The sequence below is a fragment of the Caballeronia sp. LZ062 genome (genome assembly GCF_031450785.1).
Classification (GTDB): domain Bacteria; phylum Pseudomonadota; class Gammaproteobacteria; order Burkholderiales; family Burkholderiaceae; genus Caballeronia.
The window spans coordinates 562,399-585,842 of the sequence record NZ_JARTWB010000003.1 but is presented as its reverse complement, the minus strand read 5'-3'; the positions used below and the strand labels follow the sequence as shown (position 1 = coordinate 585,842).

Genomic DNA, 23,444 nt, shown 5'->3' with positions numbered 1-23,444 from the left:
GGACGCCATTGGCAGGTATTACAGGGACAGGGGATTGTAGCGCCGGTTTAAGAAACGAGCTTGGATGACGGATGACATGTTCGCATATTCACTCGGCCTCGCGACGGGCTTTCAAAATTAGTCTGGACGGTGTTGCGATGGACCGTTAGTTGCAGGGTCTTGAACGACAAAAGAGTCTTCGAGGGACGCGTTGTTCTCCTTGGATCAAAGAATCTCTATGAGTCCGTTGGACGTAAGGTCATCCGGAATGGGGCTGAAATCGGCGTATTCGCGCAAGTCGACCGTCACCGTGCCGCACATTCGCGGGTCTGCATCGACGAACGTGAGTGTGTCGTCCTCGCGGTACGCCTGGTAGATGCCGGGCGCGATTTGAATTCTGATGCCGTCTTCCGCACACCCGGAAAGTGCGCCGGACAGCACCCGAATATGGAAGCATGAATTCACTGCCGTGTCCTGGGAGAGCGGTATCGAGCAGGCTATACGTTTGTTGATAGAGCAAAAGGCGAGCCAAAGCAAATGTCCGCCGCGTTCATTCGAAGGCGGCGGACCCGGACACTGAGTTCAATAGATGAGGCTGGCTGACAGGTAGGCGGAGTGCGCTGCAAATCCGCCCGACCCTTCGCGCGGCGATCACTTCGGCCGCAAGAGCACTTTGATCGAATCGAGTGAATTGGCGACCTCGATAGCCGCGTCCCATTCTTCGAGCGCAAAGCCGTGCGTGACGATGCCCTTCGAAGTCACGAGCCCGCGCGCCAGAAGATCGATCGCAATCGGATAGCAATACGGGCCAAGATGCGCGCCGCGTACGTCGAGTTCCTTGCGATCGCCGATGATCGACCAGTCGACAGTCGTGTCGCTGCCAAACACCGAGAACTCGACGAAGCGTCCCAGCTTGCGAATCAAGTCCAGCCCTTGCGAGACGCCAGTCGGCGAGCCCGTCGTCTCGATGTACACGTCGCAGCCGTATTGATCCGTGATCGAGCGAATCATCTCCAGCGCATTGTCGGTCTTCGGATTGATAGTCACGTCCGCGCCATATTCGCGTGCGAGTTCGAGGCGCTCATCGACGAGATCGATGACCACGAGCTTCTTCGGCGTCTTGAGATGTGCAACCTGCACCATCATCAATCCGAGTGGTCCCGCGCCTGCGATGACCACCACGTCGCTCAACTGGATGTCGCCGCGATTGACGGTGTGAATCGCACACGCGAGGGGTTCGATGATCGCCGCGTCTTCGAGCGAGATACCGTCCGGTATCTTGTGCACGATGGCGGTCGGCGGAAAGCGCATATATTCGGCCATGCCGCCGTCCGCGACTTCACGCTGGAAACCGAAAATGTTGTGCACTTCGCACATCCAGTACTGTCCCGACTTGCAGTAGCGGCACTTCGCGCAAGGCACGATCTGCTCGGCGATCACTCTGTCGCCCACCTGCACGCCGAAGTGCTCGGCCGCGCCCTCGCCCAGTTCCTCCACATAACCGAAGAATTCGTGGCCGGGTATAACGGGCGCCTTGACCCACGGGTTAGGGCCGCCCCAGAACATCTTGGCGCCCGACCAGCATTTGCAGTCGCTTGCGCATATGCCGCATGCCGCAATGCGAATGACCACTTCATTGCGGCCGGCGCGGGGACGCTGCACGCGTTCGACGCGATAGTCCTTCGGTGCGCGGCATACGATAGCCGTCATTTCGCCACTGTTGTCAGTCGATGCCGTGCTCATGCTCGCGTCTCCGGTCAGCTCGGGTTATCGCTTCGTCATTCCATCACGATCTGGACTTTCACATCCGTCGGCACGCCGCTTGCCGCTTCTTCGAATGCCTTGATGCCTTCCGCGAAAGGAAAGGTCCGCGAGATAAAGGGCTTCACATCCAGCTTGCCCGATGCAATGAGTTGAATCGCGCGCGGAAAGATGTTTGCGTAGCGGAACACGGATTCGATTCGCGCTTCCTTGATCTGCACCGCGACCACATCCAGCGGAACGGCGCGCTGCGGCATGCCCACCAGCACGAGACAGCCGCCCGGACACAGCAGGTCGACGATGCCTTCAAAGGCTTTCTCATTGCCGCTCGCCTCGAAGACGATATTCGCGCCCCAGTCGTCAGTGAGTCGCGCAACGACGTCCTGCACGCGCTCGTCGCGAATGTTCACCGTCGTCACGCCTTGCACGGCGCCGATGAGCTCGAGCTTCTCCTGCACGAGATCGCACACGATCGCGCGACTGCAACCACCGGCAAGCGCCGCGAGCGCGCACATCATGCCGATGGTGCCTGCGCCCAGCACCACGGCGACATCGCCCGGCTTGATCGCGGCCTTCTTCGCGGCCTGCAATCCGATAGAAAGCGGTTCGACGATCGCGCCTTCGGCAAAGCTCACGTTATCCGGCAGCTTGTAGGTGAACGCCGCGGGATGCACGACGTAAGGCGCGAGGCAACCATGCACCGGCGGCGTAGCCCAGAAACGCACTTTCGGATCGAGGTTGTACATGCCTTCACGCGATGCACGGGATTCCGTATCGGGCACGCCCGGCTCCATGCACACGCGGTCGCCCGCCTTGAGATGCGTCACTTCCTCGCCGACTTCCACCACGGTCCCCGACGCCTCATGCCCGAGAACCATCGGCTCATTGACGACGAACGGACCGATGCGTCCATGCTGATAGTAGTGAACATCGCTTCCGCAAATGCCGACCGTGTGAATGCGTATGCGCACGTCACGCGGACCCACGACTTGCGGCAGGCTAAACGGGCGCAAGCTGATGCGGCGTGCTTCTTCGAGAACCAGTGCTTCCATTGTCGTTCCTTCGTGCTGTTCGTTGAGCCGGTTTGATTGCTTCCTGTATTGCGTCTTGTATGCGTCGCGAATTCATCCCGCCTGAAAGCCGCCGTCGATCGCAAGGCTGACGCCGCTTACCATGCTCGAGTCGTCGCCGAGCAAATAGGCGATGGTGCGCGCCACTTCCACAGGTTGAACGAAGCGGTTAAGCGGAATGCGCTCGAGCATGGGGCCGGACTTCGCGGGATCGCTCCATGCCTTCTCGGCCATCGGCGTCATCGTGACAACCGGGTTGACCGCGTTCACGCGAATGCCGTGCGGCCCGAGTTCGACAGCCATCACGCGCGTCATGGCGTCGAGCGCGCCTTTGGATGCGCAGTACGATGCATGCAGGGGCAAGCCGACCGTCGCGGATAGACTCGATACATTCACTATTGCACCACCCGTCTTGCGCGCGATCATGCTTTTCGCGCATTCCTGCGACACGATCATCGCAGCGCGCACGTTGACGTGCATCGTGAGATCGAATGCGTCGACGGTCGTATCGAGAAACGGCTGCAATTCGACGAGCCCCGCGCAATTGACGAGCAGATCGACCGGCTGTGCCGCGCGCGCTGCCTCGCGTGCTGCGCTGGCATCCGCAAGATCGACGGTGATCGTCTCGCAGCCCGTCTCGCTCGCGAGCGCAGAAAGATCGGCGGCGCTCCGGCTCAACGCAATCACACGTGCGCCGCGCTCGATCAGCAGATGCACCGTCGCATAACCGATGCCCTTTCCCGCGCCGGTGACGAGCACGGTCTTGCCTGCAAACTCGCGATTTCTATCGATCGAGGTCATGGACTATTCAGGGTTCGTCGCACAGACGCTGCGCGGTGTCTTCATCGGTGACGAGCACCGACGGATAGCGCCCGCGCAAAGCCGCACGCGTGACATGAAACTTCTTGGCGCCGCCGCTCACGAGAACGACGCGGCGTATCTTGCGCAAGTCTTCGAGCGTGATCGCCACCGTGCGACGATTCAGCGGATGATCGATCAGCTCGCCGTCTTCATCCATGAAATGACCGAGCATGTCGCCCACCGCGCCCGCCTTCTGAAGCGTGCGCAATTGGTCGGGTGTGTCGATGCCATAGGTCACGACGAGCGACTCTGTGAGATCGCCGCACGTGAGGAGCGCGAGGTCCGCACTGCGCGCAAGCTCATACGTCTCACGCACGGTGCCTTCCTGCAAGATCACGTCGCGCGCCTTTTGGCTGCTGACGTAGATGGGCGCGGCAAAGAGGTAGCCATCCGCACGACAAATGTTCGCGAAGTCCGAAACGATATCGAACGTGTTGATGCTCGGGCAATGCGACAAGCCGCCTTGCAGCGAAACAGCCGATACCGCGCCGTAACTGCGTTGCGGCATGGCGCGCAGAACGGCGCGAATGGTGCGGCCCCAGCCGAGTCCAATGGTCTGCCCCGCGACGATCTGCTTGGCAAAGTACGATGCCGCGCCGATGCCGAGCGCCGCGTTATTCGCTTCCGTGTTCGCGCCTGTCGGCACGACGACCGCACATTCCAGTCCGAAGCGCTGTTCCAGCATGTTTTCGAGCGCCACACACGGCGCGATCTTGCTGTTGATGGTGATCTGCACTAACCCGGATTCCCGGCTCGCAGCAAGTAGCCGATTCACGCGCACACGATTACTGCCAATGCGCTGCGCGATTTCCTGTTGCGTCAGGTTTCCGACGTAGTAATGCCAGGCCACGCGCGCCTGCAATTCCTCTTCCAAGTCGATCGACTCGTCTGCTTCTGCAACGGCAATGGACGGTGCTGTCTTGCTCATGTTCTCACTGTGAACGCACTGTAAAAGGCGCGAGTCTACTTCACCGCGCCCATCGTGAGCCCTTGTACGAGCCGGCCCGATACGAGCAGCGCAAACACCACCATCGGCAGCACGATCAGCGTGCCGGTCGCCATGATCTCGCCCCACGGCAACTCATAGCCGCTCATGTAGCTCGTCGCCGCAACGGGTGACGTGATCGCATCGGTACGTGTGAGCACGAGCGCATAGAGCAGATCGTTCCACGAGAAGATGAACGCGAAGATGGCTGAGACGACGATACCCGGCATTGCGAGCGGCAAATTGATGCGCCAGAACACGCGCCACGGTGACGCGCCATCGAGCCGCGCGGCTTCATCCAGTTCGACCGGAATATTGCGGAACTGGTCGGTGCAGATCCATACGACGATGGGCAGCGAGAACGTCAGATACAGCAGTATCAAGACCACGTGCGTATCGACGAGATCGAGCTTCGTCGCGATGAGAAAGAACGGCACGGCGAGCACCACGGGGCTCACCATGCGGTTCGAGATGAACCAGAACCACAGGTCTTCCTTGCCGCGAAACTCGTAGCGTGCGAGCGCATAGGCGGCCGGCGTACCGAGCAGAATGGCGAGCACCGTCGTGCAACTGGCGATGATGAGCGAATTCAGCAAGCTGCCCGCGACGTCGTGCTCGAAGAGCGCGGCGGAATAGTGATGGAACGTCGGACTGAACAGCCACTTCGGCGGATACGCGAGTGCATCGGCCTGGCTCTTCAGGCTCGTCGTCACCATCCAGTAGAACGGAAACACGGACGACATGAACACGACCACGAGCCCCAGAAAGTGCCATACGGTAGCGCGCTTTCGTGCGGCACGCGCGCGCTTCGCACGCTGACTGGTGCCGCCGTTCGACGTTTGCAAAGCCGACGTACTCACGCAGCCTCCCGATAGACGAAACGAATGTAGAGACGCGAAAGCACGATCGTCAGAATCAGCAGAATGATGGCCTGTGCCGACGCCATGCCCTGATCGAAGAGCCGAAAGCCGACGCGCTGGATATAGACGCTGATGAATTCGGTCGCCGCACCGGGACCGCCTCGCGTCATCGTGAACACGGCGTCGAACATCTTGAGCATGTCGGCCGAACGCAAAATGAGAATGGCAGTGAGTCCGGGCAAGAGATACGGCCGCTGCAAGTGCCAGAGAATCATGCTCCATTTTGGCGTCTCGAGGCGCGCGGCTTCTTCCGCTTCTTTCGGCACCATCGAAAGTCCGGCCAGCATGATGAGCGCGCAGAACGGCGTCCATTGCCAGATATCCATGATCATCACCGACACGAATGCGAGCGTCGGATCGGCAAGCCAGTCTTGCGGAGGAATGCCGAAGAGACTGGTCAGATAGTTGGCGACACCGAACTGCCGGTTGAAGATCAGCCGCCCGATCAGCCCGACGACCGCATACGTGGTGGCCATCGGAATGACGAGACTGACACGCGCCGCTGCGCGCATGAAGCGCAGGTCCGTGCGATGCAGCATGAGCGCCGCAAAGAGACCGAGCGCGACTTCGATAGGCAGCGTGAGGCAAAGGAACAGCGCAGTGCGTCCGAGCGCGCCCCAGAACGATGGGTCGGATAGCGTCGCGATGTAGTTGTCCAAGCCGACGAATGGCGTGCCCGATGCGAGATCCGCTAGCTTGTATTGATGAAACGAGTTATAGAGCGCGAGCAACAACGGATAGATGCCGATTACCGCAAGCGCGAAAATAGCGGGAATCAGGAACCAGAACGCAGGCGAGCGCGGCAGTACTCCGAAGCGCCGGGCGCCCTTGCGCGAACCTCGCGCTGGCGTCGCGGGCGTTGCAGTGCTGTTAGCCATCGAAATGTCTCCGGTTCCTGATCGTCGTGCTTACTTCAGCAGCGGCTTTTTGCCGTCGTAATAGCCCGCTTTCTTCAGGATGTCCTCGGTCTTCTGACCGATGGTCTGCGCGCCCTCTTTCACCGTCACTTGCCCGAGCATCATCTTGCTGCCCCATTCGCCGATCACTTCCGACACGGCGGGCCACTCAGGAAAGCGAGGACGGTAGTCCGGCACGCCGCCTTGCCACGATTCCACCATCGGCTTCACGAACGGATACTTGTCCTGCACGCCTTTGTCCTGATAGACGGCCATGCGGGCGGGCACGCCTCCCGCATCGAGATAAGGCTTCGCCATTGCCTCGGACGTGATCCATTGAATGAAGAGCCACGAAGCGGCCTGCTTCTTGGCGCTGGCTTTCGCATTCACCGCAAGCGAGAAGCCGCCGAGCGCGGGCTTCAGCCCTGCGGGGCCTTTGGGCTCGGTCGTGATAGCGAGACAATTGCCGAGCTTCGACTTGCTCGGATCGGTCAGCGTGGGATAGAACGCGGACCATTCGGTAATCATCGCAACCTGGCCTTGCGCAAGCGCATTCACCGCTTCGGCATGGTCGAAATCGACGATGCCCGGCGGCATGTACTTCATCAGCTTCTGCCGGTATTCCAGGCCCGCCTGCGATTGCGGCGACATCAGATTCGACTTGAACTTCGCGTCCAGCAGAGAGCCGCCGTTGGGCCACAGCACGCGCATGAAGCTGTCGGCCGATTGCGTCTCGCCGCGCCGCGACTGCAACGCGAACGCGAATTTGTCGCCCTTCGTGAGTTTGGGCGCATAGGTATTCAACAACTCGTCCCATGTCTTCGGCGGCTCGTCGAAGCCGGCGTCCTTCAGCATGCACTTGTTGTAGAACATGAGACCCGAATAATTATCGAAGGGCAGGCCATACGTGACCTTGTCCCACGTGCCGAAGGAATCCAGAAGAATCGGGAAGAAGCCCTTCAGGTTGAGGCTCGGATCAGCGAGCTTCGGGTCGTCCGTGAACTTCTTGATGGGCACGAGCCACTTGTTGCTGGCGAATTCGCCGATCCACACCACGTCGACGAGCACCACGTCCTGGTCTCCGCCGCCCACGAAGTTGAGCACTTCCTTCTCGCGCGTGTTCTCGTACGGAATGACTTCCCAACGCACCTTGATGCCGGTCTCTTTTTCGAACTGGGGAATCAGGGTTTGTGCGGCCTTGTATCCGGGCCTGTCGAGGAATATGGCTTTGATGGTGGTGCCCGAATACGGCTGCGCCGCTTCTTTCAAAGTCCAGGCATGAGCGTTCGATGCAGCGAACGCGGCGCTTGCCGCGAGCAACGCAACAGCCGCGACGTGTTTGAGCGGGCCAACGTGCCTGGCCGGGATGAAGCGTTTGTTCATGCCTGTCTCCTGTTGTTCTTGAGCTGATGGTGCGGATTCTTCCTTTCGTTCCGTCGGTCCGTTTCACTTGTAATTTGCGTTTTACAATTGTATATTTTGGCCCGAACAGGTTGTCAAGAACTAAATCGACGAAGACATCGGATGCTGCACTGCGCATCATCGCGCAGTTCAGCCTTGAACTCGTTCCGGTAGGAGACACGCATGAGCGCAGTGCATCTGCAGCAGATTCGCAAGGCCTTCGCGGGCGCCGATGTGCTGAAGGGCATCGACATCGAAGTAGCCGACCGTGAGTTCATGGTCTTCGTGGGTCCGTCGGGTTGCGGCAAGTCCACTTTGCTGCGCACCATCGCGGGTCTGGAAAGAAGCGACTCGGGTCAGGTGATGATCGGTGGCGAAGACGTGACCGATCTCGAACCATCGCAACGCGGCGTGGCGATGGTGTTCCAGTCGTATGCGCTCTATCCCCACATGACGGTGTACGAGAACATTGCGTTCGGCCTTCGTATGCTGAAGCTCCCCGAAGCGCAGATCAAGGAACGCGTTCAACGCGCGGCGGACATTCTGCAGATCGGGCAGTTGCTGGAGCGGCGTCCGCGCGCCTTGTCGGGCGGGCAGCGTCAGCGCGTGGCCATCGGGCGCTCCATCGTGCGGGAGCCCAAGGTCTTCCTGTTCGATGAACCGCTATCCAACCTGGATGCCGCGCTGCGCGTCCAGATGCGGCTCGAACTCATCAAACTGCACAAGCAGTTGAACGCGACGATGATCTACGTCACCCACGATCAGACGGAAGCCATGACCATGGCGGATCGCATCGTCGTGCTGAATCATGGCCGGGTGGAGCAGATCGGGTCGCCGCTCGAGTTGTATCGGACGCCGCACAATCGCTTCGTTGCCGGCTTTATCGGTTCGCCGAAGATGAACTTCATCGACGTGCGCGTATTGCGCGCGGACAACGCGGGCGTGACCATCGAACTGCCGGGTGGAGAACAGTTGGCGTTGCCATTCAAGGCGTCCTCAGTGCAGCCAGGGGAAACGCTCACGCTCGGCATACGGCCCGAGCATTTCATCGAAGAACGCGGAGGCGACATCGATAGCGGCCTCACAGGCGATGTCATGGTGATCGAGCATCTCGGCGGCGAAACGTTGCTGCATGTTCGCTTACCGAACGATCTCGTGATTCAGGTAAAGGGTTCGGGGGAATCGACGGCCGTAGAGGGACAGCGGCTGAACGTCGGCTTCAGCATTCGGCACGTGCATCTCTTCCGAGAGGACGGCAGCGCGCTGGAATCCATGCGGTCAATGACGCAGGCGGCGACCATCTGATTGCAGTAATAGGTCCGCTAGTGCGGATTATAAACAAAACGCGAAACGTCAGCAGAAACTGCAAACTGCGCTTCTCCCGGCATCGCGGCGGAGGGCTACTTCTTACCGCCGCGAGCTTTCCCGCTTGAAGATTTTCTACCGAACGGCGCATGGTGTATCGCGCTTGAAACGTTAAGCGTCCGAACCGTGCCCTGTCATGATGCATGGGTCCGGGTTTTCCCCTTGCCGCCACGCAATTGCCGGACAAATAGCCCATTCGGGCATGAGTCGTGCATTTAAGCGCGGGAACCACTGGCAAGGCGGCTTAGCATGAAGACATTTCTTTCCCGGTCGCACACATCGACTGTCGCGGCCAAGACCGCTGACACGTTGAAAACGCGCGTGCTCGAAGGCCTGGAAGCCGGCGAATTCTGCATGGCGTATCAGGGAATCTATCGAGTCGACAGCGGCGAGCTCGCGCAGATGGAAGCCCTGATTCGCTGGCGTCATCCCGAGTTCGGAGTGCTGTTGCCGGGCGCGTTCCACGAAGCACTCGAAGACGAAGAAGTCATGCTGGAAGTGACCGACTTCGTGATGAACGCGGTTTCGCACGACATCGCGACATGGCAGGCGAGCGGCGGCGCGGCCTATCCCGTGGCGATCAACGTGCCGCCTTCGGTCGCTGCCGCCGAGGGCTTCGCGGAACGGCTGGATGCCGTGTGCCGCGACCACGGCATCGCGCCTTCGTCCATCGAAGTGGAATTGTCGGAGAACCAGGATCTCGCCCGCTTCCCGTCGATTGCGAAGGTCGTGCAACGTTTGCGCGCTCGCGGCGTCAACGTCGCCATGGACGATTTCGGCACCGGCTTCGCGTGTCTTGCCGCCTTGGGTCCGATCAGCTTCGGGACTGTGAAGATCGCCAAGGAACTGCTCGCCGAAGCGCCACATAACGCGGATGCGCGCACGGTGTTCTCGTCGGTGCTCGCGCTGATGGCGCGACTGAAACTGTCGGTGGTCGTCGAAGGCGTCGAGACGGCGGCACAGGCGCAATGGCTCGCTCAGTGGCCGCATGCCTTCGCGCAGGGCTTCTATCTCGCGCGGCCGGCGTTTGGCATCGGGAAGGTCCCCGGCGCGCGCCGCATCCGGCCCGTCGACATGAAGCAACACCGCGTGGTGCCGTTGGCGGATGCCGCTTGAGTGAACCCGCGCACGCTTGTAAGTGCGTGCGCGGCGATCGCCGGTTCGAGTCTTAAGGCGCCGATGCAGGCGCCGGCTGTCCCGCCTTCTCGGCGTTAATGCGGCGCTGTGCATTCTGAAGGTTCTGCGGATAATCCGTCTGCTCACCCGACGGGCTGTAGCCGTTCTTCTCGAGGTCACTCAGCTCGGCGTCTTTCTTGGCACGCGCCGCCTTTCTCTCGGCCTTCTTGACTTGCTTCGGCGTCGAAGCGCCCGCGTCTTGCGCGTGCGCAGGCGTGACGGGCAACGTGACGAGCGCGGCGACGGACAACGCCACAATGGCGAGCGGTGCGGTGCGTACTGTCAACATGAAGATTCTCCGATGTGGATGACCGTCGATGCGTGACGGTCCGTTTCTTGACGCGGCGAGTCATCGCATTGCAAGAAGCGGTCCATCTGTCACCGGTCCACGATTCGGCTCAGATTGCTCCGCACACGCTGTAACAGCGCGATCAGCCGGTCGCGCTCCTGGCGGTCGAGGCCCGCAAGCGCCTCCGCGGCGATCGCGTCGCCGACGCGCCTGGCTTTATCGAGCGCCTTCTGCGCCTTCGCGGTCATGCGCACCTGGCGCTCGCGGCGGTCGTCGGGATTGAGCCGCCGCACGATCCACCCGCCCTCTTCCATGCGGTCAAGCAGGCGCCCGGCGGAAATCGGCGCCACTTCGAGTAGCGAGGCGAGCCGCGCCTGATTCACCTCTCCGTAATGCGACAGATACGCAAGCACGCGACACTGCGCACGCGTGAGATTGAGCGACGATTTCGCCAATTCGTCGAAGCGGTTGCCGCACAGGCGGTCCACGTCCGCGATCAAAAAGCCGAAGCGCTTGTCGAGTTGAGGTTCCATCGGGCGATTATAGGGACGCTTGCGTCCCGCGTGCGCCTACTGGCGCACATTGGGCGTGCGAAGAGCACGCGCCTTTGGACGTCCGTACGGATCCCTAATGATTGTCAGACGTTGACCTTGCCGCGCTCAAGCAAGGAAGCGAAGGCATCGGAAGACAGCGGCCTGGCAAGCAGGAAGCCCTGCATCTCGTCGCAGCGCATGTCTTGCAGGCGGTCGAGCTGCGTGCCCGTTTCGACACCTTCCGCGACGACATCCATGTCGAGCGAATGCGCAAGCGCGATGATGGCCGAGACGATGGCGCGCCCTTCCTGACCGTTTTCGTCCAGACCGTTGGTGAAGAAGCGGTCGATCTTCAACTGCTTGGCGCGGAACCGCTGCAAATAGGCGAGGCTCGAATAGCCCGTGCCGAAATCGTCGATGGCGATCTCACAGCCGTTGTCCTGGAACGCGCGAATCATTTCGGTCGTGCGCGGCGCGTCCTGCATCGCCACGGTCTCGGTGATCTCGAACATCAACTGGTCGCTCGACACGCCTTCCTCGCGCACGATCTGCAGAACGCGGGTCACGAGGTCGGCTTCGTTCAACTGCCGCGGCGAAAGGTTGATGGCGACTTTCACCGCCCCGCGTCCGGACTCGCGCCAGCGCACCATATGCCGGCATGTCTCGCGCACGACCCAATAGCCGATGTCGACAATCTGCCCCGAGCGTTCCGCAATCGGAATGAATTCGAGCGGCGTCAATAAGCCCAATTGCGGATGCTCCAGCCGGATCAGCGCCTCCGCGCCCGCAAGTTCGCCGTCGCCGCGAAATTTCGGCTGGAAGAGCAGATAGAAGTAGCCTTCGTTCAAAGCCTCGTGCAGCGCCTGCTGAATTTGCAGCGTGCGCACCGCCGCCTCGTTCATGCTGGCTTCGAAGAAGCGATACGTGCTGCGTCCGCCGCGCTTCGCCTCGTACATTGCGACGTCCGCGTGCTTGAGCAGCGTCTCGACGCTATCGCCGTCGTCGGGAAAGAGCGCAATGCCGATACTCGGCATCACTTGCAGCGAGTGTTCCGCGACGACGAGGCCCTTCCTCATGGCGTCGAGAATGCGCTCGGCAAGTTTCTCGGCGTCCACGGGCGTGCCGATGCCTTCCAGCACCACCACGAACTCATCGCCGCCCAGCCGCCCGACCGCATCGCCGCCGCGCACGCATTGCAGCAGGCGCTTGGCGAACGCCTGGAGCACCTCGTCGCCTATCGAGTGGCCGAGCGAATCGTTGATCGTCTTGAAGCCATCGAGATCCATGAAGAGGATCGCAAAGCGGCTGCCGTTATTCGTCGCGTTCCTCACCGCGCGGCCGATGCGCTCCGTCACCGTGCGCCGGTTCGGCAAGTCCGTGAGCGTATCGAACGTCGCCATGTGAACGATCTGCCCGTGCAGGCGCGACACCGAACCTGCGAGCAACTCGTTCTGCGCATCGAAGCGCGACAGAACGAGCGTGATGATCAGAATAGCGAACGTAAAAAGCATGACCGTCGTGGCGAGCCAATGCACATCCACGCCGTTGGCCGCGCCGCACACCGCGCCCGGCAGGAAGTTCGCGGCCGCGTTGCCGGTGTAATGCATCCCCGTGATCGCGATGCCCATCACGAGCGCGGACCCGAGGCGCTTCTTCGTGAGATTCGATTGGTTCGCATTCGACAACACGCGCGCAATCCACAGCGCCGCGCCGGACGCGACCACCGCAATCACGATGGACGCCGCGAACAGGAACGGGTCGTACTCGATGGCCGGGCGCATCCGCATGGCGGCATCGCCGGTATAGTGCATCGCGGCAATGCCCGCGCCCATCAGCAAGCTGCTCGCGGTGAGCCGCAAGAGCGTCAGCCGCACGCGATTGATGACCGAAAGCGCAAAGAACGACACCAGCATTGCAATGGCGAGCGAAGCCGCGGTGATGCGGAAGTCATAGCCGAGCTGAATAGGCAGCGAGAACGCCAGCACGCCGACGAAGTGCATGGACCAGATGCCGATGCCCATCGAGGCCGCGCCGCCCGCGAGCCAGACATGGCGCATACGCGAGTGCGACAGCATCGCGATGCGGCCGGAGATGTCGAGCGCCGTGTACGAGGCGAGCGTCGCGACGACGAGCGATGCGGCGACGAGCCAGAAGTTATAAGTGCCGTGCATGAAGTGCCGGAATGAAAGGGACTTGTTAGCGTAAGCGTCTTATCGGCGTGAAGCGGTCAATCTTTAGGGCGGTCGACACATCCCGGACCGCACGGGGTTCGTCCATCGGTTGCGGCATCACAGTTCGGGGTCCAGCAAAGCGACAACGCGCTCAAGCATGCGTTCTCCGAGGCCGCGCCGCTGCCAGTCCGCAAGCGTAATGCGCTTTGCATGCGCAATGTCGGCATCGAAAATGGCGGTCTGCTGGCGCGCGAAATCGCGGTCGTAGATGTTGAGGTTCGCTTCGTCGTTAAGCTTGAACGAGCGGCTGTCGAAATTCGTCGAGCCGACCGAAACCAGAAATTCGTCGACGACGATCAGCTTGCAATGGAACATCGTCGGCTGATACTCGTACATCTCGACGCCCGCCGCAAGCAGGTCGCCCCAACATGCGCGCGATGCCTCGCGCACCGTGTGCGTGTCGATGCGCTTGCCCGGCGTGATCACGCGCACACGCACACCGCGGCGCGCCGCTTCCACGATAGCGTTGATGGTCAGCTTGTCCGGCACGAAGTACGCGCTCGACAGGTCGATGGAATGGGTCGCGGCGGTGATCGCCATCAGATACATCAGTTGCATGTCGTCGCTGCCGCCCGAAGGCGAACTGCTGAACATGTGCGCGAGACCGTCGCCCGCGCGCTCGATCTCGGGGAAATAGTCGGCGCCGTGCAGCACGTTCCCCGTGGCCTTGACCCAGTTGTCCATGAAGACCGCCTGCATCTGGCCGACCGCCGGACCCGCCACGCGAAAATGCGTGTCGCGCCAGTGTTTCTCGTCCTGCGCGTGGCCCGTCCACTCTTGCGCGATCCCGACGCCGCCGGTGAACCCCACGCGCCCGTCGATCACGAGCAGCTTTCGATGCGTGCGGTCGTTCATGCGGCCGAGTCCCGTCAAGTGCGGCTTGTGATACTGAATGACCTCCGCGCCCGCGTCGCGCAGCATCTGCATATAGCGCTTGTCCATCTTGGACGAGCCAACCCAGTCGAGCAGCACATGCACCGCGACGCCTGCGCGCGCCTTCTCGGCCAGCGCCTGCGCGATTTTCTCGCCTATCGCGCCCGACCAGTAGATGAACGTCTCGAAGGTGATCGTCTTTTGCGCCGAGCGGATGCCGTCGAGCATCGAGGGAAAGATTTCGTCGCCGTTGACGAGCACCTCGAAGCGGTTGCCGTCGACGACCGGCGGCCCGAGCAGCAGACCCATCGACCGGATGAACTGCGGATCGTCGCTCGCGTAGAGCCGCTCGATCTTGTGCTCGATCTTCTTCTCGCCGCTCGACAGGTTGGCGATCACCAGCACGACGATCACAGTGGCTACCACGGTCAGCGCAATCAGGGCAATCGTCGGCATGCGGGGCCTCGCGAAGCGAACATCCGTCCGGAACCGCTAGTGTATGTGGTTCCGGAACGTGCGGGCCATCAGGTTTGCGCGGATTGTCCGATCTGCTTGGCAATGGCGTCGCCCAGACGTTGTTCGTCCGATGAAACGCCCGCGCGCTTCGTTTCGGAAACGCCATGCAATCCGCCCGATACCGCGAGCGAACTCATTGCGTGACCCGCGACCGCACCGACGCCCGCCGTCTCCGCGACGCCCGGCGCGTGACCGCTGTCGGCGCTCGCATCGAACTGTTCGAGCAACTGCGGCGCGCCGTGCGCGGGCTTGAAGACGAGCTGCACGGTCGCCGTAACCTTGCTCTCGCCTGCGCCCAGGCCAATCAGCACGCGGCGGCGGCGATTGCCGGCGTCGATCTTGTCGATATTGCCGACCACTTCGAGCACGTTCTGATCAACGGGCGGCGCGACATCGGCGCGGACCGCGCGCAGGCCCATCGACTGGAGCTTGGCGACAATTTCGTCGGCCACCTCCTCGCGCGCCGCCAGCGCATTCTGAGCTTGCTGCTGCGCCTCAGTGTCGCCGGACATCGCCGTTTTCAGCTTCGACGCGAGGCCGTGATTGTCGAGCTTCACGTCGGCAGCGTCGCTTGCGAAGGGATACACGTAAATGATGCCCGACCGCACGGCGGAAGCGACCGCCGCCGTCTGCGCGTCGGCGCCGGCCGCGCGCGCCGAGCCCGCGAAAAGCGCGACGCCGGTCACGATTGCCGCGACGAGGGCGCGGCGCGCGTGACGGACGAGGGAATCGAGCAAGGAGAAGTTCGTTTCGTGGGACATGTCGGCACCTGGGTTCGTTGGCTGGAGAGTCGGTCTGAAGCTGGGCTGTCGATCAGCGTGCCGCAACTATCGCCGATGCCCGGCGCGCACGCCATCGAGCATTTATGTCGCCGGGTTTCATGCGGCGAGCGCCGCGTCTGAGCGCGATCACGCGAGTCTCGTTACCATGCGTCGAACGCGCGCGCGGCGCGCCGCTTTCTCGTACAACCCTCTTCGAAGGAGCAACGATGGATCTGCAAATCGGCAACAAGCTCGCATTCGTGTCCGGATCGACGAAGGGCATCGGCCACGCCATCGCCGTCGCGCTCGCGCGTGAGGGCGCGCGCGTGATCGTGAACGGACGCTCGCAATCGTCTGTGGACGCGGCGCTCGACAAGCTGCGCCAGCTCGTGCCGGGCGCACAGGCCGAAGGCTTCGCGGGCGATGTCTCCGACGCCGCGCAAGTCGACGTGCTCGTCGAGCGCTTTCCCGATGTCGATATTCTCGTCAACAACATGGGCATCTTCGAGCCGAAGCCGTTCGAAGAGATTTCCGACGACGACTGGCTGCGCTTTTTCAACGCGAACGTCATGTCGGGCGTGCGGCTTTCGCGCGCTTATCTGCCGAAGATGAAAGCGAAAAACTGGGGCCGCGTGGTGTTCATCAGCAGCGAGAGCGGCATTCAAATTCCGGTCGAGATGATCCACTACGGTCTGACGAAAACCGCGCAACTGGCGCTGTCCCGTGGCCTGGCCGAAACGTGCGCGGGCACCGGCGTCACCGTGAACGCCGTGTTGCCCGGCCCGACGAGTTCGGAAGGCGTGACGGAGTTCGTCGAAAAGCTCTCCGGCGGAAAGAACATGGCCGATGTCGAGAAGTCGTTCTTCGAGGAAGCGCGGCCGAGTTCGCTGCTCAAGCGGTTCATTACGCCGGAGGAAATCGCGAGCATGGTCGTGTACGTGTGCTCGGCGTTGTCGTCGGCGACGAACGGCGCGGCGTTGCGCGCAGACGGCGGGGTGGTGCGCGCGGCGTTCTAGCGCGGCAGCGTCTGCGTCTCTTCGACGAGCGAGCGCGCCTTGGCGAGCGCGTCGACGATATCGGCGATGGTCTTTTCCCGCGCCGCGTCGTCGAGTTGGCGCAGCGCATACGACGGGTGATAGGTGGCGACGATCAGCTTGTCGCCATACGGCACGACGCGCCCGACGTGCGCCCGCAAAGTCGCGCGCTTGCCGAGCAACGCCGTGAGCGCCGTCGCGCCGAGCGTGACGATGACGCGCGCGCCGGTTCGATCCAGTTCGCGTTCGAGCCAATACGAGCACGCTTCGACTTCCTGCTGCGCGGGCGTCTTATGAAGTCGCCGCTTGCCGCGCGGCTCCCACTTGAAATGCTTCACGGCGTTGGTCAGATAGACCTGCTCGCGCGGCACCTGCGCGCGGCGCATGGCGTCGTCGAGCAACTGACCGGCGGGACCGACGAACGGCTCGCCCCTGAGGTCTTCCTGATCGCCCGGCTGCTCGCCGAGCAGCATGATGCGCGCATCGGCCGGGCCGGCGCCGTGGACGGCTTGCGTCGCGTGGCGCCAGAGATCGCAGCGACGGCACATGTCGAGGGACGTGGGCGCCTCGCGTTCCGGCTGCGCATCCTGCGCCTCGACCTGCACGGCCTTGCCGCGGAGCGCCCCGACCGCTCGCGCCTGCGCGACACGCCGCGCGCCGCCGCGCGCATCGCTGACAAGCTGCGGAATGAGCGCGCCTTCGGGCAGGCCCTTCCAGAAGCGCACCGGCATCTGCTGTTCGAGCACCGATTCGTTCAGTCGCGCCGGGTTGAAAATGCTGCGGTAATAGGTCATCCACAAGGCTTCGGCGGCGTCGGGCGTGTCGGACGCATGATCGGACGCGAGCGCACGGCGGCGCTCGATCTCGAGCCGCTCGCCGTTCCACATGGCCGCGCCGTCCGGCGTGGTGATGAGCCACGTGGACTGGCCCATGCGCGCCGCGAAATGCTCCGCGCTCCAGGCCAGCACGTCGTGATCCGGCTCGTACCAGGCAACGTATTCCGGCGCGCCGAGCGAGGCATCGCGCTGACGAAAGCGCACGTACGCGATCATGTCGTGCTGCGCACGGCGCACCGCCTTCGCCATCTTGTAAAGCCGCGCGCCGTCCTCGTCCGCAGCCGATGCGACCGAGCGGTCGCCGTGCGCCCAGCGCCAGAGTACGCGATAAAGGAAGCCCCAGCGGCGCTCGTCGCGAAAGTGCGCGGCGTCCTTTAGCAAGGCGGCGAATTCACGCGAGACGCGCACTTGCGCGGCGTCGGCGGACGGAGCGGCCTGTTCCGCCGATGCCGCGAATAACGCGGGTGTGTCGCTTTGCTGCGTGCGCCATTCGATCGACTCGGGCTTCAGGTCTTGAGCGAGCGCGCCGAGGGCGGCGCTGCGCCAGGCTCCGAAGTCGTCGTCGATGGTAATGACGTGCATCGCTAGATCAGCGAAAGCTGCACGGGCTCAGTGGCAAGCGCCTTTCGCAAATGTTCCGACGAGGCTTCGGCGAGCGGCGGCCGATAGTCCTCCGTCACGACGAACGGCTTCACTTTGTCCATGGCGCAGCGCAGCCGCACGAGGTCCGCGTAGCGCACGCGCCGCGCCCGCCGCAATTCCGCGATGCGCTTCGCGTTGCGCATCCCGATGCCCGGCACGCGCGCGATCATGCGCACGGGCGCGGCGTTCAGATCCACCGGAAAACGCTCGCGATGCGCGAGCGCCCAGGCGAGCTTGGGATCGACATCGAGCGGAAGATTGCCGGCATCGCCGAGCAATTCGGCCGCATTGAAGCCGTAGCCGCGCATGAGAAAGTCCGCCTGATAAAGGCGATGCTCGCGCAAAAGCGGCGGCGCCTTTGACGGGACGCCGGACGGACTGTCCGGAATGGGACTGAACGCCGAATAGTAGACACGCTTCAACTGATACGAGCCGTACAGCGTTTCCGCGGTGCCGAGAATGGTGCGGTCGTCGGTTTCGTCCGCACCGACGATCATTTGCGTGCTCTGCCCCGCTGGCGCGAAGCGCGGCGCACGCGGCTCGGCCTCCGACTCCTCGCGCGCGACGCAGATATTGCCCATTGCGAGCTTGATGGTCCGGCCGCTCTTCTCCGGCGCGAGCCGTTCAAGACTGATTTCCGTCGGCAGTTCGATATTCACGCTGAGACGATCCGCATAACGCCCCGCCTGAGCGATCAGGCCGGGATCGGCGTCGGGAATCGTCTTGAGATGGATATAGCCGCGAAACTGGTGCTTTTCGCGCAACGTCTTCGCCACGAGCACGAGTTGCTCCATGGTGTAGTTCGACGAACGAATCACGCCCGAACTCAGGAACAGCCCGTCGATATAGTTGCGGCGATAAAAGTCCAGCGTCAGTGTGACGACTTCTTCCGGCGTGAACCGGGCGCGCGGCACGTTGCTCGAGCGGCGGTTGATGCAGTACCTGCAGTCATACAGGCAGAAGTTAGTCAGCAGAATCTTAAGCAGCGACACGCAGCGGCCGTCCGGCGTAAAGCTATGGCAGATGCCCGAACCCGTGCTCGCGCCAAGTCCTTCGACGCCGCGCGACTCACGCTTGGGCGCGCCGCCGCTTGCGCACGATGCGTCGTACTTCGCGGCATCTGCAAGAATCTCGAGCTTTTCGGACAGTTCCATCTTGGCTATGATACTGTATATATATACAGTATGCTAATCGTGTCGTAGAAAAAGTTTGCAAACGGCGTGGCTGCAGCAACTTTGCGGCGCGCCGCCGCTATTTCAACGGATCATGGCCCCAGTTCATCAGCGAGTAGCGCCACTTCGTATGTTCGATGTCGCCGTGCGGGCGCTGCGCGAGGTGGCGTTTCACGTAGCCCGTTACCTTACGCATGTGGGCGTAGTCGTCGGCATGCAATTCGCTCTTCTTCGCGCCGAGCAATTCGATAATCCGACGCCCGGACTGATGCCCTACCGACTCCGCGTTTCCATCCTTCTGGCCAACGGCACGGGATTCATCCGTCGCCAGCCACTTCTCCAGTTGATGCGCCGTCATGTTGACGAGCGATCTGAATTCGTCGAACGTCGCCTTGTCTTCGCCGTCCGGCGATTGTCCATGTGCTTCATGCGTCGTCATGAGCGCGCTCCATTGGTGAGATCGACAACGTGGTTTGATTCGAGCAAGCACCGCTCCAGCGAGCCTTCGTCACACGCGCGCCGTGTCGCGCATCAGCGCGCTCGCGCAGACCTCATGACTTCTTTGCGGAGAACCTTCCATGCGTTTTGACTACAAGAATTTTCACATCGACTGCACCGCCCGCCACGACGAAGACGGCAGCTATTACGCACGCGCCCGGATCACCAGCGCGCCGAACGAACACACGCCGAACGTGGAAGTCCACGAATCGGGCGATCTCGATTCCTTCCCGAACGAATGGGACGCGCTGCATTGCGCGCGGTCGTGGGCCATTGAATGGTGCGAAGAGGCGCTGGCCTGACGGCATGGGCCTGCGTTCTGAACTGTGGCGGTCACATGTGCAGACCCTCACACGTGCGGCACACGGATTGCACCGTGTAAGGCGCGACGCCGCGCAAGCCGATCGAAGCGGCGCGCACAAACATCCAATTCAAGGGAGGCAACCATGAAGATCGCCAAGAAGAGCTTGCTCGTATCTGCAATGATTCTGAGTTTGTCAGGCGCCGCGTTCGCGCAGGGTGCAGGCGGCGGCGCTGGTGGTGGCGGGGCGGGCGGCGGCGGCGGCACGGCGGGCGGCAATGGCGCGGGGCAGGGCGGCACCGGCATGGGCACCCCGAACGCGCATGGCACGACGGGCGCAACCTCGGGTGCTTCCGGCTCCTCGACCATGGGTTCGGGCAGCGGCTCGGGCAGCAAGATGAACAAGATGCACAAGAAGAGCGGCTCCGGCTCGTCCGGCAGCGGGACGTCGAGCTCCGAATAACGCATTCGCTTCTGTCAGCTTAACCCGGTCCGCGCCGCGTGTTGCGCGGGCTGGGCTTATCCCATCCATAGTTCCTTCCCGTCCCTCCTTATGCATCCCTTCTGCATAGGGATTTCGCGTCTTCTTCCCAAACCCTAAGGTATGCCCTGCGCGCTTTCGAAACGCGCACGACGCATATGAGCGATTTTTCCGCATCGCATTCCACGGGCTAATCGTCGTCTGTGTCGTTGCCTGGTCGGCGGGCCGGCGATCGCCCTGCGGCGAACGCGCTGGACCCGACCGGTGCGCGCTTGCATCGCACAGTCGCGGCGCGCCTCCACCCCATCGCTGCAAGGAGTCCGAGAACGTGTTCCCGGCTGCTTGTGCATTCCTTAAGGAGCTGGAACATGAAGACAAACGTCAACCCGAAATTCATCGCGATGATGGCGGCCTGCGCGCTCGCCGCAGGCGCCGGCAATGCCCGAGCGCAGGGCATGCCGGAAGCAGCGCAACAACTCGTGCAGACGATGCGCCCCATGGAGACGCCGCGCACCGCCCCGCGAACCGACGCGAAAACGGACGACGCCACTGCGGACGAACACGCCTACGGGGGCGCGAAAGCCGGCACGAGCGCGTCGGCTGGCGGACGGAACGCTGACGCATGCAGCGGCCAGCCGCGATGCGAAGTGTTCTTCGGGCACTGAGAGTGGCGGCGGCGCGGGAACTGCCTCACGCGGCCGAACGCGCGGTGTCGCATGACACGCTTTGCGCGTGCAACGGCGCGACGGGTCCTCAACCGCTCGACTGGCATGCCGACGCTGCTCCGCTGCGGTTTCCCCGATCCTCGGCGTCTTGCGTGGCAGAAAGTACATGCGCCTGTCGCACCGCCTCATACAACTGCACAATTCCAGTTCCCTACGCGCCGGTCACGGACGATGTCGTTGATCATCATCCGGCGCTTGAGGAACAGAGCACGAACCGCCCTGCTGCACCGCCGGGTTGGTCCGTGCGCAATGAGGCTCAGGCGACGCGAACCGCCCTACCCCATTCCGGCGTCAGCGAAAACCGCGCGCTGACCGATTCTCCCGGCGCAAGCACACCGCCTCCCTTCAGCGACGCGTCGACATCGAGATTCACCCAGTCCGCGACGTTGCTGACCGGCTCGACGCACAGCAGCGACCCGTGCGACGCGGGCGCATAAATCACCGTGAAGTCGAACGGCGCGTCTGCCCGCAGCGTGACCGAGCGATGCTCGCGCGGCCACGCAATCGTCGACTCGCGCGACCAGCCGGTGAAGTTGTTGTCGAGATCGAACGCATCGGCGGACATGCCTTGCGGCGAGGCCAGTGCATCGATGCAAGGGTGCGGGCCGGCGTGCGTCGGCAGCGGCTCGGGCGTCGTATGCCACATCGACCCGACTCCCGTGCGCACAACCGTGTGCGCGGTGCGCGGAAAGTACGGATGATGGCCGAGGCCGAACGGCATAGGACGGTCGGAGACATTGCGCAGCGACATCGTGACGGTGAGCGACTGGGCATCGAGCGCAATGTCCTGCGCGGCCTCGAACGCGAACGGCCAGTGATGCGCCGGTTCCTGCGACGGCACGTGCGTGAGCGAGAGGCGTGCGCTCGCGTCCGAGACGGCATCGACGCGCCACGGCCGGCGCCATCCGTTGCCGTGGAGCGCGTGCGGAAAAGCATTGCCGTCGCGGGAGAGATCGACGAGCGCGCCGTCGAACATAAAGCGCGCGTCGCGGATGCGATTGCAGTACGGCACCAGCGGAAAGCTGGCCATGCCGAGCGGATTGCGCGCGATGAGCGCGTCAACGGTAGCCGGACGCAGCCAGTGCAGCGCGCCGCCCTCGTGCGGCTCGCGGGCGTCGAAGAATGCCGCAATCGCGCCGCCCACATGCGGCGCCAGCAGCACGCGCCGCGCGCCGTGGCGCAGTTCAACAAGCGCGTCGTCCGCGCGCCCGGGTGCGGTTCGATCGGCGTTCAATATGCAAACTGCCGGTAGTTTTCGTCGAAGATGCGCTCGGTCCGCTCGACCACCGGGTTGTAGCGCAGAAGGCGCTTCGCGCGCGGCGGCAGGTCGGCGAGCACGGCGCGCGGCACGTCGATATGCACCTCGGGCCGGAAATACCACGAGCGGCTATAGCCGATCACGACCATCGGACGCGGCTCGTCGATGTAATTCGGCGTGCCGCGATGCAGCCCGCGCACGTCGCGGATCATCACGTCGCCGACGCGCATCGGCACGCGCTCGGGCGGAAAGCGTCCATCGGCGAGACCGGCAAGCGCTTCCTCGCGCGACACGCGATGCGTGCCGCGCGTCGTTTCGAGCGACCCGTTGCGCTCGTCCACATCGACCAGCGGGAAATTCACCGCAAGCTGGAACGACGGCGTTTCGGGCGCGTCGTCGAAAAGCGGCGGCGTGTCGCGATGCCAGTCCTGAAAGTCCGAACCGCGCACCGGTGTGTCCGTGGCGAGCTGGCACATGACCGGATCGGGTCCCGCCACACGCTCGACAATGGCGACGATATCGTCGTCGCAAATGATCGACGGGTCCGCGAACTCGCCTTCGAACGGCAATGTCACGTAATACCGGCCCGGCCCGCGATTGCCGCTCGCCGATGCTTTGCGCGCCGCCTCGACGTGCGGCTGCAGCAATGGCGCGAACGCGTCGCGCCATGCTTCCACCTTCGCGCGGTCGAAATGGTCGGGCAACAGCACAAAGCCGTCTCGCTCGAACGCTTGTGCAAGTGCGTCTCTCGTCGTCTCGTCGTATCGGCCCATGCGCCGCTCCTTTCGGTCGTGAATCGATCGAAAACAGAATCGCACGGCTGTAATGCGGTCGTCAATATTATTAGTAATACTCGGTGAAAACCCTGAAGCGATCCATG

The 23,444-nt window shown here is 62.7% G+C and carries 24 protein-coding genes; 6 read left to right on the top strand and 18 right to left on the bottom strand.

Translation table 11 applies throughout. The features are described from left to right. Positions 1-204: 204 nt before the first annotated feature. From P9239_RS22800 to P9239_RS22765, 8 genes are all read right to left on the bottom strand, one after another. Complete coding sequence (locus P9239_RS22800) at positions 205-444, bottom strand: hypothetical protein (RefSeq protein WP_309755227.1); 240 nt, start codon at positions 442-444, stop codon at positions 205-207. 186 nt (positions 445-630) lie between these two features. Then, positions 631-1,722, bottom strand: coding sequence for an alcohol dehydrogenase catalytic domain-containing protein (locus P9239_RS22795; protein ID WP_309755225.1), 1,092 nt, complete (start codon positions 1,720-1,722; stop codon positions 631-633). 35 nt (positions 1,723-1,757) lie between these two features. After that, positions 1,758-2,792, bottom strand: a complete 1,035-nt coding sequence (locus P9239_RS22790) for an NAD(P)-dependent alcohol dehydrogenase (protein WP_309755224.1) — start codon at positions 2,790-2,792, stop codon at positions 1,758-1,760. A 72-nt stretch (positions 2,793-2,864) separates the two neighbouring features. After that, positions 2,865-3,611: an SDR family oxidoreductase gene (locus P9239_RS22785; protein ID WP_309755222.1), complete on the bottom strand. Its 747-nt coding sequence runs from the start codon at positions 3,609-3,611 to the stop codon at positions 2,865-2,867. Between the two features lie 7 nt (positions 3,612-3,618). Then, positions 3,619-4,599: a sugar-binding transcriptional regulator gene (locus P9239_RS22780; protein WP_309755219.1), complete on the bottom strand. Its 981-nt coding sequence runs from the start codon at positions 4,597-4,599 to the stop codon at positions 3,619-3,621. Between the two features lie 35 nt (positions 4,600-4,634). Then, positions 4,635-5,516 (bottom strand): carbohydrate ABC transporter permease, encoded by an 882-nt coding sequence (locus tag P9239_RS22775; RefSeq protein WP_309755216.1) that lies wholly within the window; start codon positions 5,514-5,516, stop codon positions 4,635-4,637. Next, a complete protein-coding gene (locus P9239_RS22770; RefSeq protein ID WP_309755213.1) occupies positions 5,513-6,454 on the bottom strand; it encodes a sugar ABC transporter permease in 942 nt (313 codons plus the stop codon). Before P9239_RS22770 ends, P9239_RS22775 begins: the two co-directional genes overlap by 4 nt. Positions 6,455-6,484: 30 nt before the next feature. Continuing rightward, positions 6,485-7,855 (bottom strand): sugar ABC transporter substrate-binding protein, encoded by a 1,371-nt coding sequence (locus P9239_RS22765; RefSeq protein ID WP_309755210.1) that lies wholly within the window; start codon positions 7,853-7,855, stop codon positions 6,485-6,487. Positions 7,856-8,056: 201 nt separating this feature from the next. On the opposite strand from P9239_RS22765, the gene P9239_RS22760 reads away from it, so the two are divergent. Next, the gene (locus P9239_RS22760; protein WP_309755208.1) at positions 8,057-9,178 is read left to right on the top strand and encodes a sn-glycerol-3-phosphate ABC transporter ATP-binding protein UgpC; all 1,122 of its coding nucleotides are present in this window, start codon (positions 8,057-8,059) and stop codon (positions 9,176-9,178) included. 309 nt (positions 9,179-9,487) lie between these two features. Then, on the top strand, positions 9,488-10,354 hold the full coding sequence (locus P9239_RS22755; protein ID WP_309755207.1) for an EAL domain-containing protein: 867 nt from the start codon (positions 9,488-9,490) through the stop codon (positions 10,352-10,354). 52 nt (positions 10,355-10,406) lie between these two features. Here the strand turns inward: P9239_RS22755 and P9239_RS22750 are convergent, their stop codons facing one another. The 5 genes from P9239_RS22750 to P9239_RS22730 form a co-directional block, all read right to left on the bottom strand. Beyond that, positions 10,407-10,703 carry a DUF4148 domain-containing protein gene (locus P9239_RS22750; RefSeq protein ID WP_309755204.1) on the bottom strand — a complete coding sequence of 99 codons (297 nt, stop codon included), beginning with the start codon at positions 10,701-10,703 and terminating at the stop codon, positions 10,407-10,409. Between the two features lie 89 nt (positions 10,704-10,792). Further along, positions 10,793-11,236: a MarR family transcriptional regulator gene (locus P9239_RS22745; protein ID WP_309755202.1), complete on the bottom strand. Its 444-nt coding sequence runs from the start codon at positions 11,234-11,236 to the stop codon at positions 10,793-10,795. 104 nt (positions 11,237-11,340) lie between these two features. After that, on the bottom strand, positions 11,341-13,407 hold the full coding sequence (locus tag P9239_RS22740) for an EAL domain-containing protein (RefSeq protein WP_309755200.1): 2,067 nt from the start codon (positions 13,405-13,407) through the stop codon (positions 11,341-11,343). A 117-nt stretch (positions 13,408-13,524) separates the two neighbouring features. Further along, positions 13,525-14,796 carry a cardiolipin synthase gene (gene cls / locus P9239_RS22735; RefSeq protein WP_309755195.1) on the bottom strand — a complete coding sequence of 424 codons (1,272 nt, stop codon included), beginning with the start codon at positions 14,794-14,796 and terminating at the stop codon, positions 13,525-13,527. 68 nt (positions 14,797-14,864) lie between these two features. Beyond that, on the bottom strand, positions 14,865-15,617 hold the full coding sequence (locus tag P9239_RS22730) for a DUF4410 domain-containing protein (RefSeq protein WP_309755192.1): 753 nt from the start codon (positions 15,615-15,617) through the stop codon (positions 14,865-14,867). Positions 15,618-15,844: 227 nt separating this feature from the next. Here P9239_RS22730 and P9239_RS22725 point away from each other — a divergent pair, with 227 nt between their 5' ends. After that, on the top strand, positions 15,845-16,633 hold the full coding sequence (locus P9239_RS22725) for an SDR family oxidoreductase (RefSeq protein WP_309755189.1): 789 nt from the start codon (positions 15,845-15,847) through the stop codon (positions 16,631-16,633). Here the strand turns inward: P9239_RS22725 and P9239_RS22720 are convergent. The 3 genes from P9239_RS22720 to P9239_RS22710 all read right to left on the bottom strand — a co-directional run bounded on the left by P9239_RS22720 (position 16,630) and on the right by P9239_RS22710 (position 19,740). After that, positions 16,630-18,069 (bottom strand): UdgX family uracil-DNA binding protein, encoded by a 1,440-nt coding sequence (locus tag P9239_RS22720; protein ID WP_309755186.1) that lies wholly within the window; start codon positions 18,067-18,069, stop codon positions 16,630-16,632. The genes P9239_RS22725 and P9239_RS22720 overlap by 4 nt on opposite strands. A gap of 2 nt (positions 18,070-18,071) precedes the next feature. Continuing rightward, a complete protein-coding gene (locus P9239_RS22715) occupies positions 18,072-19,283 on the bottom strand; it encodes a putative DNA modification/repair radical SAM protein (RefSeq protein ID WP_309755183.1) in 1,212 nt (403 codons plus the stop codon). 97 nt (positions 19,284-19,380) lie between these two features. Then, on the bottom strand, positions 19,381-19,740 hold the full coding sequence (locus P9239_RS22710; protein WP_309755181.1) for a DUF3140 domain-containing protein: 360 nt from the start codon (positions 19,738-19,740) through the stop codon (positions 19,381-19,383). Between the two features lie 139 nt (positions 19,741-19,879). Here P9239_RS22710 and P9239_RS22705 point away from each other — a divergent pair, with 139 nt between their 5' ends. The 3 genes from P9239_RS22705 (at position 19,880) to P9239_RS22695 (ending at position 21,246) form a co-directional block, all read left to right on the top strand. Then, positions 19,880-20,101, top strand: a complete 222-nt coding sequence (locus P9239_RS22705; protein ID WP_309755179.1) for a hypothetical protein — start codon at positions 19,880-19,882, stop codon at positions 20,099-20,101. A gap of 144 nt (positions 20,102-20,245) precedes the next feature. After that, complete coding sequence (locus P9239_RS22700; protein WP_309755174.1) at positions 20,246-20,563, top strand: hypothetical protein; 318 nt, start codon at positions 20,246-20,248, stop codon at positions 20,561-20,563. 386 nt (positions 20,564-20,949) lie between these two features. Beyond that, the gene (locus tag P9239_RS22695) at positions 20,950-21,246 is read left to right on the top strand and encodes a hypothetical protein (RefSeq protein WP_309755171.1); all 297 of its coding nucleotides are present in this window, start codon (positions 20,950-20,952) and stop codon (positions 21,244-21,246) included. A gap of 316 nt (positions 21,247-21,562) precedes the next feature. On the opposite strand, the gene P9239_RS22690 is transcribed toward P9239_RS22695, so the two are convergent. Together P9239_RS22690 and P9239_RS22685 are read right to left on the bottom strand one after the other, a co-directional pair. Continuing rightward, on the bottom strand, positions 21,563-22,540 hold the full coding sequence (locus tag P9239_RS22690) for an aldose 1-epimerase (protein ID WP_309755168.1): 978 nt from the start codon (positions 22,538-22,540) through the stop codon (positions 21,563-21,565). Then, positions 22,537-23,337: a phytanoyl-CoA dioxygenase family protein gene (locus tag P9239_RS22685; protein WP_309755166.1), complete on the bottom strand. Its 801-nt coding sequence runs from the start codon at positions 23,335-23,337 to the stop codon at positions 22,537-22,539. The genes P9239_RS22690 and P9239_RS22685 overlap by 4 nt, the downstream gene beginning before the upstream one ends. Positions 23,338-23,444: the final 107 nt, after the last annotated feature.